This window comes from Actinoplanes sp. NPDC049598, assembly GCF_040675435.1.
In the GTDB taxonomy this organism is placed as follows: domain Bacteria; phylum Actinomycetota; class Actinomycetes; order Mycobacteriales; family Micromonosporaceae; genus Actinoplanes.
In genome coordinates this window covers 166590-179144 of the sequence record NZ_JBFAOX010000004.1, presented here as the reverse complement: position 1 = coordinate 179144, position 12555 = coordinate 166590, and the positions used below count along the sequence as shown (strand labels likewise).

General features: G+C 74.0%; 10 protein-coding genes. 5 read left to right on the top strand and 5 right to left on the bottom strand.

Annotated features, from left to right (window positions below; translation table 11 throughout):
• Positions 1 to 5: 5 nt before the first annotated feature.
• Positions 6 to 803 carry a barstar family protein gene (locus AB0J66_RS12155; RefSeq protein ID WP_364659001.1) on the top strand — a complete coding sequence of 266 codons (798 nt, stop codon included), beginning with the start codon at positions 6 to 8 and terminating at the stop codon, positions 801 to 803.
• A 43-nt stretch (positions 804 to 846) separates the two neighbouring features.
• On the opposite strand, the gene AB0J66_RS12150 is transcribed toward AB0J66_RS12155, so the two are convergent.
• The 5 genes from AB0J66_RS12150 to AB0J66_RS12130 form a co-directional block, all read right to left on the bottom strand.
• Positions 847 to 3222, bottom strand: a complete 2376-nt coding sequence (locus tag AB0J66_RS12150; RefSeq protein WP_364658999.1) for an AbfB domain-containing protein — start codon at positions 3220 to 3222, stop codon at positions 847 to 849.
• A gap of 328 nt (positions 3223 to 3550) precedes the next feature.
• The gene (locus AB0J66_RS12145; protein WP_364658998.1) at positions 3551 to 4633 is read right to left on the bottom strand and encodes a hypothetical protein; all 1083 of its coding nucleotides are present in this window, start codon (positions 4631 to 4633) and stop codon (positions 3551 to 3553) included.
• Positions 4634 to 4756: 123 nt separating this feature from the next.
• The gene (locus AB0J66_RS12140; RefSeq protein WP_364658996.1) at positions 4757 to 6055 is read right to left on the bottom strand and encodes a glycosyltransferase; all 1299 of its coding nucleotides are present in this window, start codon (positions 6053 to 6055) and stop codon (positions 4757 to 4759) included.
• On the bottom strand, positions 6049 to 7038 hold the full coding sequence (locus AB0J66_RS12135) for a hypothetical protein (protein ID WP_364658994.1): 990 nt from the start codon (positions 7036 to 7038) through the stop codon (positions 6049 to 6051). The genes AB0J66_RS12140 and AB0J66_RS12135 overlap by 7 nt, the downstream gene beginning before the upstream one ends.
• Complete coding sequence (locus AB0J66_RS12130) at positions 7035 to 7946, bottom strand: WcbI family polysaccharide biosynthesis putative acetyltransferase (RefSeq protein WP_364658992.1); 912 nt, start codon at positions 7944 to 7946, stop codon at positions 7035 to 7037. The genes AB0J66_RS12135 and AB0J66_RS12130 overlap by 4 nt, the downstream gene beginning before the upstream one ends.
• A gap of 168 nt (positions 7947 to 8114) precedes the next feature.
• Between AB0J66_RS12130 and AB0J66_RS12125 the strand changes: the two genes are divergently transcribed.
• The 4 genes from AB0J66_RS12125 to AB0J66_RS12110 are packed head-to-tail and all read left to right on the top strand — an operon-like array spanning position 8115 to position 12104.
• The gene (locus tag AB0J66_RS12125) at positions 8115 to 9215 is read left to right on the top strand and encodes a glycosyltransferase family 1 protein (protein ID WP_364658990.1); all 1101 of its coding nucleotides are present in this window, start codon (positions 8115 to 8117) and stop codon (positions 9213 to 9215) included.
• Positions 9212 to 10318 (top strand): glycosyltransferase, encoded by a 1107-nt coding sequence (locus tag AB0J66_RS12120; RefSeq protein WP_364658988.1) that lies wholly within the window; start codon positions 9212 to 9214, stop codon positions 10316 to 10318. Before AB0J66_RS12125 ends, AB0J66_RS12120 begins: the two co-directional genes overlap by 4 nt.
• Complete coding sequence (locus AB0J66_RS12115) at positions 10309 to 11289, top strand: glycosyltransferase (RefSeq protein WP_364658986.1); 981 nt, start codon at positions 10309 to 10311, stop codon at positions 11287 to 11289. The genes AB0J66_RS12120 and AB0J66_RS12115 overlap by 10 nt, the downstream gene beginning before the upstream one ends.
• Positions 11286 to 12104: a glycosyltransferase gene (locus tag AB0J66_RS12110; protein ID WP_364658984.1), complete on the top strand. Its 819-nt coding sequence runs from the start codon at positions 11286 to 11288 to the stop codon at positions 12102 to 12104. The genes AB0J66_RS12115 and AB0J66_RS12110 overlap by 4 nt, the downstream gene beginning before the upstream one ends.
• The last annotated feature ends 451 nt before the right edge of the window (positions 12105 to 12555 follow it).

Here is a 12555-nt window from a genome sequence, read left to right as displayed (position 1 = left end):
AGACCATGCCCCACCACGGTGCCGCCCGGTTCGCGTTCGTCGACGACGATCGCGAGCTGCGGCTCGGCGTCTTCGAAACGGTCGACGGCCTGTTCACCGGTCACACCGCCGCGGAGTCGCACGCCGAGTTCGTCGCCGCGTCGGACTGGTTCCCGGTCGAGTTCACGGCCGGGGGCCTGCGGCCCGACCAGCCCGTGCCCGTCGGAGAGGAGCTCGGCTGGTGCTCGGTCGAGATCCTCTCCGGGGCGGGGGAGCCCATCGGCTTCTACGACCTGGGCTCGACCGAGGTGGAGCGCCTGGTTCCGCGGGCCGACGGGTCGTTCGACGCGACCGTGACCGGCTTGATGACCAAGCCGCCGGAGCGGGGCGTCGAGGCGATCTGGGACCGCTGGCGGGCCGGGCCGCCGGACGCCGTCAACACCTGGGCCGAGCTGCCGGCCGGCCGGCGCGAGGCCTGGCTCGAGGTGGCCGGCAAGTACCGCTGGCGGGACCGGCTGCGGCGCGGCGTCCGGCACGATCGGCCGGGCGAGGAACTGCCCGTGCTGATCCTCGACGGGCAGTACGCCACCGATCTGGCGAGCGTCTATTGCGCTCTCGGGGAGGCGGTCAACGGCCCGGGCGGCTACTACGGCAGCAACCCGTACGCGCTGCAGGACTGCCTCCGCGACGGTTGGGGCCTCGCGGCTCCGTTCGTTCTGGTGTGGCGGCGGTTCGAGGTCGCCCGTGGTCAGGTCGACGGCCCCGCCCTCGACACGGTGCTGGCCGTGCTGGAAACGGCCGGCGTACGGGTGGAGCAGCAATGAGAAACCGGGCCGGGTCCACGAGGACCCGGCCCGGTTCGGAAGGTCAGCTGAGCTGGACCCGGGTGCCGAACTTGCCACCGCCGGTGCCGGGCCAGAAGTACTTGTGGCCCGCCTTGTCGAAGGCGATCAGGTCGTCCGTCCCGGCGCCGTTGAAGTTGCCGGCGACCAGGTTGACGTAGGCCGAGAAGTTGGCGTTGACCTGGATCCGGGTGCCGAAGCCGCCGTTCACCTTGGCCGGGTAGAGCCACAGGGCGCCGGTCGACCGCTCCACCGTGAGGATGTCGTGGGCGTTCGCGTCGCCCACGCCGAAGTCGCCCGCGGTGAGCCGGTCGTAACCGCCCCAGCCGGTGCCGATCTCCTTGCGCGTCATGGTGAACGTGCTGGTGTTCAGCGTGTAGCACCACAGCTTGCCGGTGGAGCGTTCCACCGCCACCAGGTTGCCGTTGGCCGCGGTGGCGGAGACGCAGAACTTGCCGATCATCAGATCGCGCATGCCGTTCCAGCCGCTCGCGCCGATCTCCTTACGCGGGTTGGCGCCGACCTTGCCCAGGTTCGGGTACAGGTACAGCTTGCCGGTGCTGCGCTCGATGGCGGCGAAGTCGTCCATCAGCACGCTCTTCTGCACGACGCAGGTGGGGTTGGCGACGCACTTGTCACCCTTCACCCCGTCCAGCTCGCCGCCGGCGACCTCACCGGGGATGGTCATCCCGGTGATCGGCGGGATGTTGTAGCGCCAGGCGTCGACGAGCTGCTTCTCGAGATCCGCGTACTCGAAGAAGCGCAGCGCGCTGTCGTGGCTGTCGGCGAGCACCTCGCCGGCGTACTTCACCGAGGTCAGGTCGCCGCACAGGTCGCCGGTGCCCGGGTCGGTCAGCGCCGGGGCGCTCGGGTTGTCGAACTTCCAGGTCGCGTTCGAGTCGAAGCCGCAGCCCAGGTCGAAGTCGTAGCTCGTGGTGTTGGCCGAGGTCCACAGCTCGGTGCCCCAGTGGCGCAGGAACCGGCCCGGCTTGCTCTTCGACTCCAGGCTCACGTTCGAGCCCGCCTTGCCGGCCGAGGCGCACCACGTGGCCGAGGTCTTGAAGGCGTCGCTGCCGTCGTTGGCCGCGAGCTTGACGAAGTAGGCGGCCTCACGCAGGTAGTACCCCGGCGAGACGGTCGACTCCAGGGAATGGCAGGCGGCGTCGCCCAGGCCGGGTACGACCTTCCAGGTGGCGTCGGTGAGCGCGGCCCCGGCGGTGGCGCCCTGGTAGGCGAGCGAGACCTGGGCGCTCGATCCCCGCAGGTACCAGCCGGTCCGGCCGACGTCGACGGTGCGCAGCGTCTGGGTCACGGCGGCGTACTGGCCGTCGCGCAGGAACCGACTGACGTCGGCGTCGGAGCCGGCCAGGGCGGCCTTCGCGGCCGCCACCAGGGCGGGGTGCACAAGGCTGTTCTCCGCCTTGGCCTGGATCTGCCGGGCCGCGGCCCGGTTCTCCTCGGCCTGCTTCTGCAGGGCCTTGGCGATGTCGCGCTGGTTGGCCTCGTAGATGCCGGTCTCGATGAACGTCTTGCGCTTGGCCTGGTCGAACGACGAGAGCGCCTCGGTCGCCGCGGCCTCGATCTCGGACCCGTCCACCGCCTTGGTCGAGATCAGGTAGACGAAGTTGGTGTCGTCGAGGACGAGCATCTCCTCGGTGGCCACGACGCCGAGCACGGCCAGCGCCCGCGCCTTGGTGGCCTTCCACAGCGCGGCCGCCTTCTCGGCCTCGGTCTTCTCCTTGTCCCGCTCGATGGCGTCGATGACGTCCTGGCGGTGCGCCTCGAAGATCCCGGCGGTGATGTACGCGCGGAGCTTGTCCGCGTCGTTGCTCGTGATGGCGGCGTCGGCGCCTTCGTAGACCAGGGTGCCGGGCTCGGCGAAGCTCATGACCTGGGCCACGAAGTCGTAGTTGTCCATCGCCAGCAGGGCCGGCGTGACCGCGAGGCCGATCACCGCGGCGGCGGCCTGACGGGCGTCGCGCTCGGCCCGTTCGTACTGCTCGTTGGCCTGATCGCGCAGGTTGGCGGCGAAGATCCCTTCGCGGATGAAGGCGGTGCAGTTCGAGGTGTCGCCCCCGCTGACCGTTCCGGCGTTGAAGGCCTCCTGCGCGGCCTTGCGCATCTCGGGGCCCGCGCCGGCGTGCACCGCGATCTCATGAACGAAGTCGCAGTCCAGCAGCGCCTGAAGGGTGAAGTCGTCGCCCGCCCCGACCAGCAGGGCGGCCTTGTATTTCTCGTCCAGCGTCGCCTCGGGCAGCGGGTCGTCGGCCACGGCCCTCATCGCGAGGAGCGGGTTCGCCCGCTCGGCGGCGATCGCCGGCTGGGGTGTGAACCCCGCCGCGAGCACCGCCACGACGGACGCGGCGAGCACGCTTCGCGCGCCCGGTCGCATGATCTTCATCCGGTGGATGGTCCTTTCTATTCGTGAACGCGCGACACCGCCCGTCCAGGCCACCTCGCAGGTGGCCGGGACGGTGACGGACAGGCCGCAGCAGCCCTCGGTGAGGAGGGCGGACAGAGAGCGGAAGATCGCTCAGGCGGCCGTGGCGAGCCTCTGAGGGCGATGGAAGCCGGACACCGGCCAGGAAGCGCCGAGACGCGTGAACATGAATCCCCCGTTGATCCAACGGACGCGGCCATTCGTGACAGTGAATCGACCCGCGCCCTGGTGCGGCGATCTTATGCGGAAGAAGTTCCTCTGTGGAAGGCCGCCGAGGAACTTCGTGATGTCAGCGACCTTCGATGGCCGGGGCCGACATCCGCTGCTCGCCCGCGAGCGCCTCCCGGTAGAGCTCGGCCCAGAACCGGCCCTGCTCCTCGGCCGACGTGGCCTCGGCCGCCCACTCGGTCTCGTTGGCGGTGGCCGGGGCCAGGATCGGGTCCCAGTTCGGCCCGCTCGCGGCGGCCGCGGCGGCCGCCACGGCCTGCCAGTTGGCGGCCTGCGCGCGCGACACCGCCTCGGCGTCCGACCATGCCGTACGGGCCGGGGTGGTCTGGTCGCCCACCGCCCGCCAGGCCCGGGCGGCGGCCGCGCGGGCCTGCTCGGCGGCCTCGCCGGCGGCGCCGAGGGCGGCCTGCTCGGCGGCGTTGGCCTGGGCGATCAGCCGGTTCACCGAGGCACGCCAGGCGACGTCGGAGTCGGCCCGCCGGGTGCGGTGCACCTCCAGGTCGAGCGAGGCGCCGTTGAGCCAGCCATAGGCGAAGAAATCGACGACGTCCGCGTCGGTCGCCTCCGGCCGGAGCGCCCAGGCCGCGCTGGCCCGGACCTGCTCACCGGGGTCGCTGTCGCGCAGCGCCGCGACGAACGCCCGGTCGGCCTCGGCCAGGGCGCGCTGCTGGGCCCCGTCGGCCTCACGGTTGACCCGGTCCCGCTGTTTGGCGGCGGCGTAACCGGTCTGCACGAACCAGGCCCGGTCGGCGTCGCTGCCGTGGACGGCGAACTCGGCCGCCGCGTACACCTCCGGGGAGACCTCGGGCAGGGTGGTCGCCAGGACCCGCTTCGCGATGTCCACGTTGCGGGCCTTCACGGCGGCCGAGCGGGCCACGGCGGAGGCGTAGCCGGAGGCCAGGAACTGCGCGACGGCCCGATCCTGGGCCGAGCTGAGGAGCGCGGTCCGGGCCCCGGTCCGGACCAGCTGCCGCGGGTCCCGCAACGAGAGCCAGCGGACCAGGGCCAGGTCCGCGGCGGCCGAGCTGGCGGCGGCCGTGACGGCGGCGGCCGGCGCGGCGAGGGCCGGGGCCGGTGTGGCCCCGGCGCCCACCAGGAGGCCGGCGGCGAGTGTGAGAGTGAAAGCACCGAAGCGCTTGTGCATGGATCCCCCGTGAGACGTCGACAGCCACACCCGTTCATCTACGCCGATCATCGGGTCCGGCGATCGATCATCCTAGGCGGAGCGACGCCGCTCCATCGACCCCTGTGCCCGGGGGCCGGCGGATCAGGACCAGCCGCCGAGGTAGCCGGCCAGGCCGGGGTCGGCGTCGAGCGGCGCCGGGCCGGCGTCCGGGTGGACGCGGGTCTCGAACAGGTCCTGTCCCCACGTGGAGCGCCGGGCGCGGGCGCGGGACGAGTCGACGCGTACCGCGGGCGCCTCGGACGGTCCGAACAGGACGGTGCCGAGGGTGCCGGCGCTCACGGTGGCCACCGCCTCCCGTAGGAGGTCGGCCACGCTGTCGGCGCGGATCGCCGAGGGCACGTCGATGACCACGCGGGCCGGGGGTTCCGAGCCGGACGACTTGGTGAGCACGCGCTGGTCGGCGGCGAACAGGTCGGCGTACTCCTCCGGCACGTGCACGACCGCTGCCGGCAGCGCGGCGAGCAGCGAGTCGACGCAGACGTAGGCCGCCGCGGGTGACGGGGCGGCGCCGAGCCGGATCTCCACGTCGGCCCGGGTGCCCCGCAGCCCGTGGCCCCGGGAGCCGGCCACCGGGATGCGGTCGGCCAGCAGCAGCGTCTCGGCGTCCTTGCGGGCGCGGCGTTGCGGGTCCTCGAGGTCACGCCCGGCCCAGTCGGGGCCGTCGTGCCAGGCCACCGCGTCCTCGGCGTGGGCGAGGAGCGCGCCGCCGAGCCAGGCGCGGTACGCCCATTCCCAGTCCTCGCCGCCGTACGTTCGAAAGTCCTCGTCGAAGCCACCCACCCGCTCGAAGAACCAGCGGGAGCAGGCGAGCGCGGCGCTGATGACGTACCGGTAGGACCGGTCGTCGGCGTCGAGCAGGTTGCGGGATTGCCGGTAGCCGTCGCGCAGCCACTGGGGTTCGGGCAGTTCCGCCGCGGGACCGGCCTCTTCCACGGGGGCATCGACCGGCAGGCCGGCCAGCTCGGCGTGCCGCCGGCGGCCCACCACGACGGCCTCGGGAGCCAGTGTGGGCAACCGGGCCATCCGCGTGAGGTAGCCGGGCTCGGGCACCGTGTCGGCGTCGAGGAAGCAGAGCACCTCCCCCGTCGCGGCCGCCGCGCCCAGATTGCGGGCCGCCGCCGCCCGGAAACCCTGGTCCTCCTGACGCAGGAGCCGGACCCCGTCCGGCACGCTCGGCGGCTCCGGGGATCCGTCGTCGACCACGATGATCTCCGTACGGCCGGCCGGATGGGTCTGGCGGCGCAGCGCCGCCAGCGTACGGTCGAGCTCCGCCTGTTGCCGGTAATGCACGACGATGACCGAGACGGCCGGCGGTTGCTCGGGTTCGGTGCCGTCGAGCAGGTCCCAGCGGTTGCCGGGCACGGATCGGCCGTTCACCATGCGATCTCTCCTGTCCACCAGCGGAGGTAGGCGGCGGCGGTGTCGTCGAGATGGGGGCGGGTGACCGCGTCCGGCGTCAGCCACGTCGACTCGGGGTCGGCCAGCGCGGATGCGATCGCCTCGGCGAGTTCGCCGGGGCCGGCGAGGTGGACCGTTCCGGGGCGCAGCGACGCCATCTCGCGGGTGTAGCGGCCGTCGACGACGACCGGGCGGCGGCCGGCGGCGATCCAGGTGGCCAGCGAGCCGGAGGCGGAGAAGTGCCGGTGGGCCACGACCGGGACCGCGACCGCCCGGCAGCGTGCCATCAGGTCCTCCTCGGGCACGAAGCCGGTCACGCCGACCGTGACGCCGCGCGCCGCGGCCTGCCGGGTGAAGTCGTTCAGGTCGGCCTCGTGCCCGGCCGAGGGGCCACCCAGCACGGTCACCCGCGGCCGGGTGCCGAGGCCGGACACCGCGTCCACGACCTCCGCATGACCCTTGCCCGGATAGAAGAAGCCGAGCACGGCGACATCGGGCGGCCCGCCGCTCGCCCGGGGCCCGGGCGGCGCGGGAGTGACGGGCAGGGGCACTACGCCGAGCGCCCGGGGCACGATGCCGGCCTCGGCGAGATGGGCCGCCTCGTGCCGGCTGTTGACGACCACGCCCCGGGCCGCGCGGGCGACGCGGGCATAGCAATCGGTGCGGCGGGGCAGGTTGCGCGGTCCGTCGGAGGCTTGCGGCACGTCGTGCAGGGTGACGGTGAGCGCCGTCCGGGTGGCGATGCGCTCCACCACTGCGGCCGCGTCCTCCGGCGACGAGGCCCAGAGCCGGTCGGTGAAGTGGAGATGCGCGCGCTCCGGCGGATGGTCGCCGACGAGCGCGTCGGCGGTCACGCCAAGCCGTACACCAGTGGCGGTCTCCACGGCCGCGGCGAGGTCCCGGGCGGCGACGGTCACCCCGTGGCGCTGGTCCGCGGTGACGGCCAGTGCCGGCAGCCCACTCATGCCGCCCCCAGCAGGCGCAGGGCGTCGGCGTGGCGGGCCAGACCGGCTCGCACCGCGTCGGGATGCCGCGCGTACCAGCCCAGGTGGGCCTCCCGCACGGCTTCGGCCTCGACGGCCTGCCCGTCGACCAGCCAGTACGAGCGTTCCGGCTCGTCGAGATTCCAAGCTTCCAAGACGGCGGCCTCCCGCGGCGCGTGGACGGAGTCGAGCAGCGGCCGGCCCGGGTCGGCGGCGTGCTCCGGCAGCCCGAGCGCCGCCCGGACGCGCTCGGCGAGAGCCGTCCAGACCGGGTTGCCGGGGTGGTTGAGGGTACGCATCTGCGCGAACGACGGGGCCGCGAACACGTCGGAGACGACCACCGTGCCGTGCGCGGACTCCCGCATGCGTAACTGGTCGAGGGAGTGCTCGGCGATCGCCCGTACGGCCGGCACCGCCAGCGGCGAACGCAGGGGCACCTCGGCCGCCTCGGCCAGGACACGCAGGTCGTGGTACGCGACGACGGGCGGGACGAGACTCGGATCGGAGGGCGGGCGGACGATGGCGTGCGCCGGGTAAAGGCCGGCGAAGCGGATCACCGGCACCCGTACGGTCCGGGCGCCGGGGCCGAGCGGCTCGCGCAACTGGGCCGAGCCGAGCGGGAGGCCGCGGTAGTTGTCGCGGATCGGCTGCGTGATCAGCACCTGCGTACGGGCCAGCCACCGCGCCAGATGCGGCAGGTCGTCGGCGACGAGCTCGTGTACGGGCGGCAGCCGGACCGTACGCAGCCCTCCGCCGTCGAGCATGATGCGCAGCGACTCGGCCTGGCAGTTACCGACGACGAGCGCGACGGGTCCGTCGCCCACCGGCTCCTCGAGACCGTAGAAGACCCCGTAATGCCGGGTACGCGGGTCGGGTTGCGGTGCTGCCATGGCCTCCCCTGTACCCGCCGGGACCGCTCCCAAAGATGTTGAACACCTCTCAGTGATCTTGGGATTCATTGCCGCACGGCAAGGGAATAGGGGCTCCTGACCCGCTCGACACGACTCCCGAGTTTCGCGTTGGTCGCACCTGCCCGACCCGACGCTCGAGGAGCCCCGATGACGCTCACCGCCCCCGCCGTATCCGTTGTCACGGTGGCCTCGATCCCGGCCGGCCACCCGTACGTCCGGAACGTCCTGGCCGGCGCCGATGTCGACCTGTTGCCCGATCCGGTGCCGCCGGGCGCCACCGACGGCCGTTGGTGGCCGCCCGTCATGTGCGACGCCGCCTGGGTCGCCGCCCACGCGGACCGCTTCGACGTCATGCACCTGCATTTCGGCACCGAGTCGTACTCCACCCGGCACCTCGGCGAGCTCATCGGCGCGCTGCGGGCGAACCGCCGTCCGCTCGTCTACACGGTGCACGACCTGGAGAACCCCCAGCTGACCGACCAGACCGCGCATCGTGAACACCTCGACCTCCTGGTTCCGGCGGCCGACGAGTTGGTCACCCTGACCGCGGGCGCCGCCGCGGCGATCGAGCGCCGCTGGGGCCGTACGGCCGTGGTCATCCCGCATCCGCACGTGCTGCCCCTGGACGCGCCGATCCCCGCCGGCACCCCTTCCGATCCGTACGTCATCGGGGTGCACCTGCGCGACATCCGCCCCGGCACCGACGCCGTCCGGGCCGTCGCGACCCTGCTCGACGCCGTCGACCGCCTGACCGCGCAAGGCGTCGCGGCGATCGCCCGGGTGCACGTCAACGAGCGGGTCCGCGACGAGGCCGCCCGCGATGAGGTGGCCGCCCTGATGGTCACGCACCCCGGGGCGGAGCTCCGCCGGACCGGGCGGCTCGACGACGACGCCCTCGCGCGCTCCATCGCCGACCTCGACGTCGCGGTTCTGCCCTACCGCGCCGGCACCCACTCCGGCTGGGCCGAGCTGTGCTGGGACCTCGGCGTGCCCGTCGCCGGCCCGCCCGTCGGGTACGCGAGCGAACAGCATCCGGAGGACTTCGCCGTCTTCGAGACCGGCGACGGGGCCGCGCTGGCCCAAGCCGTACGGCAGTTGCTGGCCGGGGCGCCCCGTCCCGGTTCGGCCGCTCGTGTCCTGCGTACCGCCGACCGGCGCCGGCAGCGCGCCGCCGCGACCGAGGCCGTCGCCACCGCCCACGCCGCGCTTTACGAGCGGGTCCTGAGCCGTACGGAAACCGCCGCGTGACCGCCCGGCCACGCACCATCGCCGTCATCGCCCCGCTGCGCCACCCCATCCGCGAACCGCACGCCGGCGGTCTCGAGGCCATGGTGTGGGACCGCGTGCGGATGCTGCGCGCCCGTGGTCACCGCGTGCTGCTCTGCGCGGTGGAGGGCTCGCAGTTCCAGGAGGACGGGCCGGCCGAGTTCCGGCTGCCGGCCGTCGTGTGGCCCGACGAGCGCGACGCCACCGACTCCACCTTCCCGCCCGGGCATCTCGAGCGGGCCGTCCCGGCCCTGGAGGCGGCGCTGGACTACATCCGGCGCCACGCCGACGCGATCGACCTGGTCGACAACCACAGCCTGCACCCGCAGCCGCTCACCTGGGCCGAACGGCTCGGCGTGCCCATGGTGACCACGCTGCACACGCCGCCGCTGCCCCGGCTCGTCGCGGCGGCCCGCGCCGCCGAGCATCACGGGCGCCTGCTCGCCGTCAGCGCCCACACCGCCGCCGAGTGGCGCGAGCACGGCGTCGAGGCGCTCGTCATGCCCAACGCCGTGGACGCCGGCCGCTGGCGTCTCGGTCCCGGCGGCCCCGACCTCGTCTGGTTCGGGCGCATCGTCCCGGAGAAGGGCGTCCATGTCGCCGTGCAGGCGGCGCGGCTCACCGGCCGGACGCTGCGCATCGCGGGCCGCGTCGGCGACGTCCCCTATTTCGAGGAGCACATCCGCCCGTTCCTGGGCGACGGCGTCGACTACCTCGGTCCCCTCGGGCAACCGGCGCTCGCGGACCTGGTCGGCGGCAGCGCCTGCGCCCTGGTCACGCCGCTCTGGGCGGAGCCGTTCGGCCTCGTCGTGGCGGAGGCGCTCGCGACGGGCACCCCGGTCGCCGCTTTCGACACCGGTGGCATCAGCGAGGTCGCGGGATCCGCCCCGTCGGTCGGTCTCGTGCCGATGGGTGACGCCGCCGCCCTGGCCGAGGTGGCCGAATGTCTCGCAAGCTCACGCGGCCGCGACCAGAGCCGGCGACGGGAGGCGCGAACCGCCGCCCTCGCCCGGTTCTCCCTGGACCACCGGGCCCGCGAGCTCGAGACCGTTTTCGACCGGGCGGGAGCCGAGGCATGGGTCTGACCGGCTGGTACATCCATCACCACGGCGCGGGGCATCTGACCCGCTTCCGGGCCGTACGCCCGTATCTGCCCGGCGACGTGGTCGCGTTCAGCTCGATGCCGGAGCCGGACGACCTCCCGCCCGCGACGACGTGGGTCCCCCTCGACCGCGACGACGACCGGCCGCCGGGCGCCCCGGACCCGGCCACCGCCGACCCGACCGCGGGCGGCCTGCTGCACTGGGCGCCGCTCGGCCACGCCGGGCACGCACGCCGGTTCGCGGCCATCGCCGGCGCGCTGGCGGACCGGCGCTTCGACCGGTTCGTCGTCGACGTGTCGGCCGAGGTGGCGCTTCTCGTACGGCTCCTCGGCGTCCCCACCGTCGTGGTCACCCAGCCCGGCGACCGCAACGACACCCCGCACCGGCTCGCCTACGCCTCGGCCACGCGGGTGCTGGCCCCGTGGCCGGCGGGTCTGCACGGCTCCCCCGCCACCCCGGCGGTGGTCGAGGTGGGTGGCATCTCGCGCTTCGACGGCCGTACGCGGGAAGTGGAACCCGAGCCCGGCACCGTCCTGGTCCTGGGCGGCGGCGTGGCCGACCGCGACCTGGCCGAGGCCGCCTCGGCCACCCCGGGCACCCGCTGGCAGCACGCGGGCGGCTCGACGGCGACCTGGATCGCCGATCCGTGGGAGGCGCTGCAACGGGCCGAGGTCGTCGTCGCCGCCGCGGGCCAGAACAGCGTGGCCGACCTCGCCGCCGCCGGCGCGCGGGCGGTCGTCGTCCCCCAGCCGCGCCCGTTCGACGAGCAGGTGGCCACCGGCCGCATCCTCGCCGACCGCAAGCTCGCCGTCGTCGAGCCGGCCTGGCCCGGCCCCGACGCCTGGCCCTCGGTGCTCGACCGGGCCCGCTCACTGCAGCCTGATTGGGCACAGTGGAGGGTCAGCGGCGCCGCCCGCCGCGCGGCCGACGCGATCGCGCAGGTGCGCGCATGACCGCGGTCATCACGCTCTGCTCCGCCGCCCGCCTCGACCACGTGCGCCGCCAGCAGCGCCTGCTGGCCTCCGAGCCCGTACGCCGCGTCGTCGTCTGGCTCGACGCCGACCCACCGCCACCCTTCCCCGGCGCCGAGGTCGTGCACGTCCCGCCCGGCGAGCACGGCATGCGGCTCGCCGCCGGGCGCAACCGCGGCGCCCAGGCCGCCGCCGACGCCGGCCTGCTCGTCTTCCTCGACGCGGATTGCCTGCCCGGCCCGGGCCTGCTCGACCGCTATCGCGCCGCAGCCGCCGCCCACCCGGGCGCCCTGCTGTGCGGCCCCGTCACCTACCTGCCGGACGGGGTCAAGCCGGAGAACGCGGACGCGCTGCCCGCCCTGACCGCGCCGCACGCGGCCCGCCCCGCCCCACCCGACGGCGAGAACGTCGTCGCCGGCCCGGACGACCACCGGCTGTTCTGGTCCCTGTCGTTCGCGGTCACGGCGGCCACCTGGACCACGATCGGCGGCTTCGACGAGCAGTACGAGGGTTACGGCGGCGAGGACACCGACCTGGCCTACACCGCGCGGAAAGCCGGCGTCCCCCTGGTCTGGGTCGGCGGCGCCCACGCCTACCACCAGTACCACCCCACCTCGTCCCCGCCCTGGCAGCACCTGGACGACATCCTGCGCAACGGCCGGCTCTTCGCCGCCCGCTGGGGCTTCTGGCCCATGCAGGGCTGGCTGGACGCTTTCGCCGCAGCCGGCGCGATCGAGCACACCCCGACCGGCTGGCGCCGCTCTGCGACGGGCGGGAGTAACGCCGAATCGCTGTGACAGTCACCATGACGGCGATGGCGGCGGGCGCTGCGAACGTGAGGTGGTCCGGCCCGAGACCCCAGCGGTCCACGATCCGGCCGCCCACCGCGGACCCCGCCGCCGGCGACAGCCGCGTCGTGGAGACGAACAGCGCGAGACCGCCCTCGGCCGCCCGCCCGCCCATCATGTAGGTCTGCACGACCAGCGGGATTCCGCCCCAGCTCACGCCCCACAGCACCACGAGGATGGCCACGCCCAGGGGGATTTGAGCCGCCACGGTCAGCAGGATCAATGCCGAGCCCAGCACGACCGCCAGGACTCCCAGCGTGAGCGGCAGGGCGCGCCCGACTCCGGCCCCCGCGGCGAAGTTCCCGACCAGGCCGGCCGCGCCGAAACCCAGCAGGAGCGCGCTCACCGCCGACGGCGTGAAATGCGCCTCGGCGGCCAGATAGGGCGTTGCGCCACACAC

What these genes read in the sequence shown, in the direction of transcription:
- AB0J66_RS12155 (WP_364659001.1), top strand. Translation starts at nt 6, where the DNA reads ATGCCCCACCACGGTGCCGCCCGGTTCGCGTTCGTCGACGACGATCGC.
- AB0J66_RS12150 (WP_364658999.1), bottom strand. Translation starts at nt 3,222, where the DNA reads ATGAAGATCATGCGACCGGGCGCGCGAAGCGTGCTCGCCGCGTCCGTC.
- AB0J66_RS12145 (WP_364658998.1), bottom strand. Translation starts at nt 4,633, where the DNA reads ATGCACAAGCGCTTCGGTGCTTTCACTCTCACACTCGCCGCCGGCCTC.
- AB0J66_RS12140 (WP_364658996.1), bottom strand. Translation starts at nt 6,055, where the DNA reads ATGGTGAACGGCCGATCCGTGCCCGGCAACCGCTGGGACCTGCTCGAC.
- AB0J66_RS12135 (WP_364658994.1), bottom strand. Translation starts at nt 7,038, where the DNA reads ATGAGTGGGCTGCCGGCACTGGCCGTCACCGCGGACCAGCGCCACGGG.
- AB0J66_RS12130 (WP_364658992.1), bottom strand. Translation starts at nt 7,946, where the DNA reads ATGGCAGCACCGCAACCCGACCCGCGTACCCGGCATTACGGGGTCTTC.
- AB0J66_RS12125 (WP_364658990.1), top strand. Translation starts at nt 8,115, where the DNA reads ATGACGCTCACCGCCCCCGCCGTATCCGTTGTCACGGTGGCCTCGATC.
- AB0J66_RS12115 (WP_364658986.1), top strand. Translation starts at nt 10,309, where the DNA reads ATGGGTCTGACCGGCTGGTACATCCATCACCACGGCGCGGGGCATCTG.
- AB0J66_RS12110 (WP_364658984.1), top strand. Translation starts at nt 11,286, where the DNA reads ATGACCGCGGTCATCACGCTCTGCTCCGCCGCCCGCCTCGACCACGTG.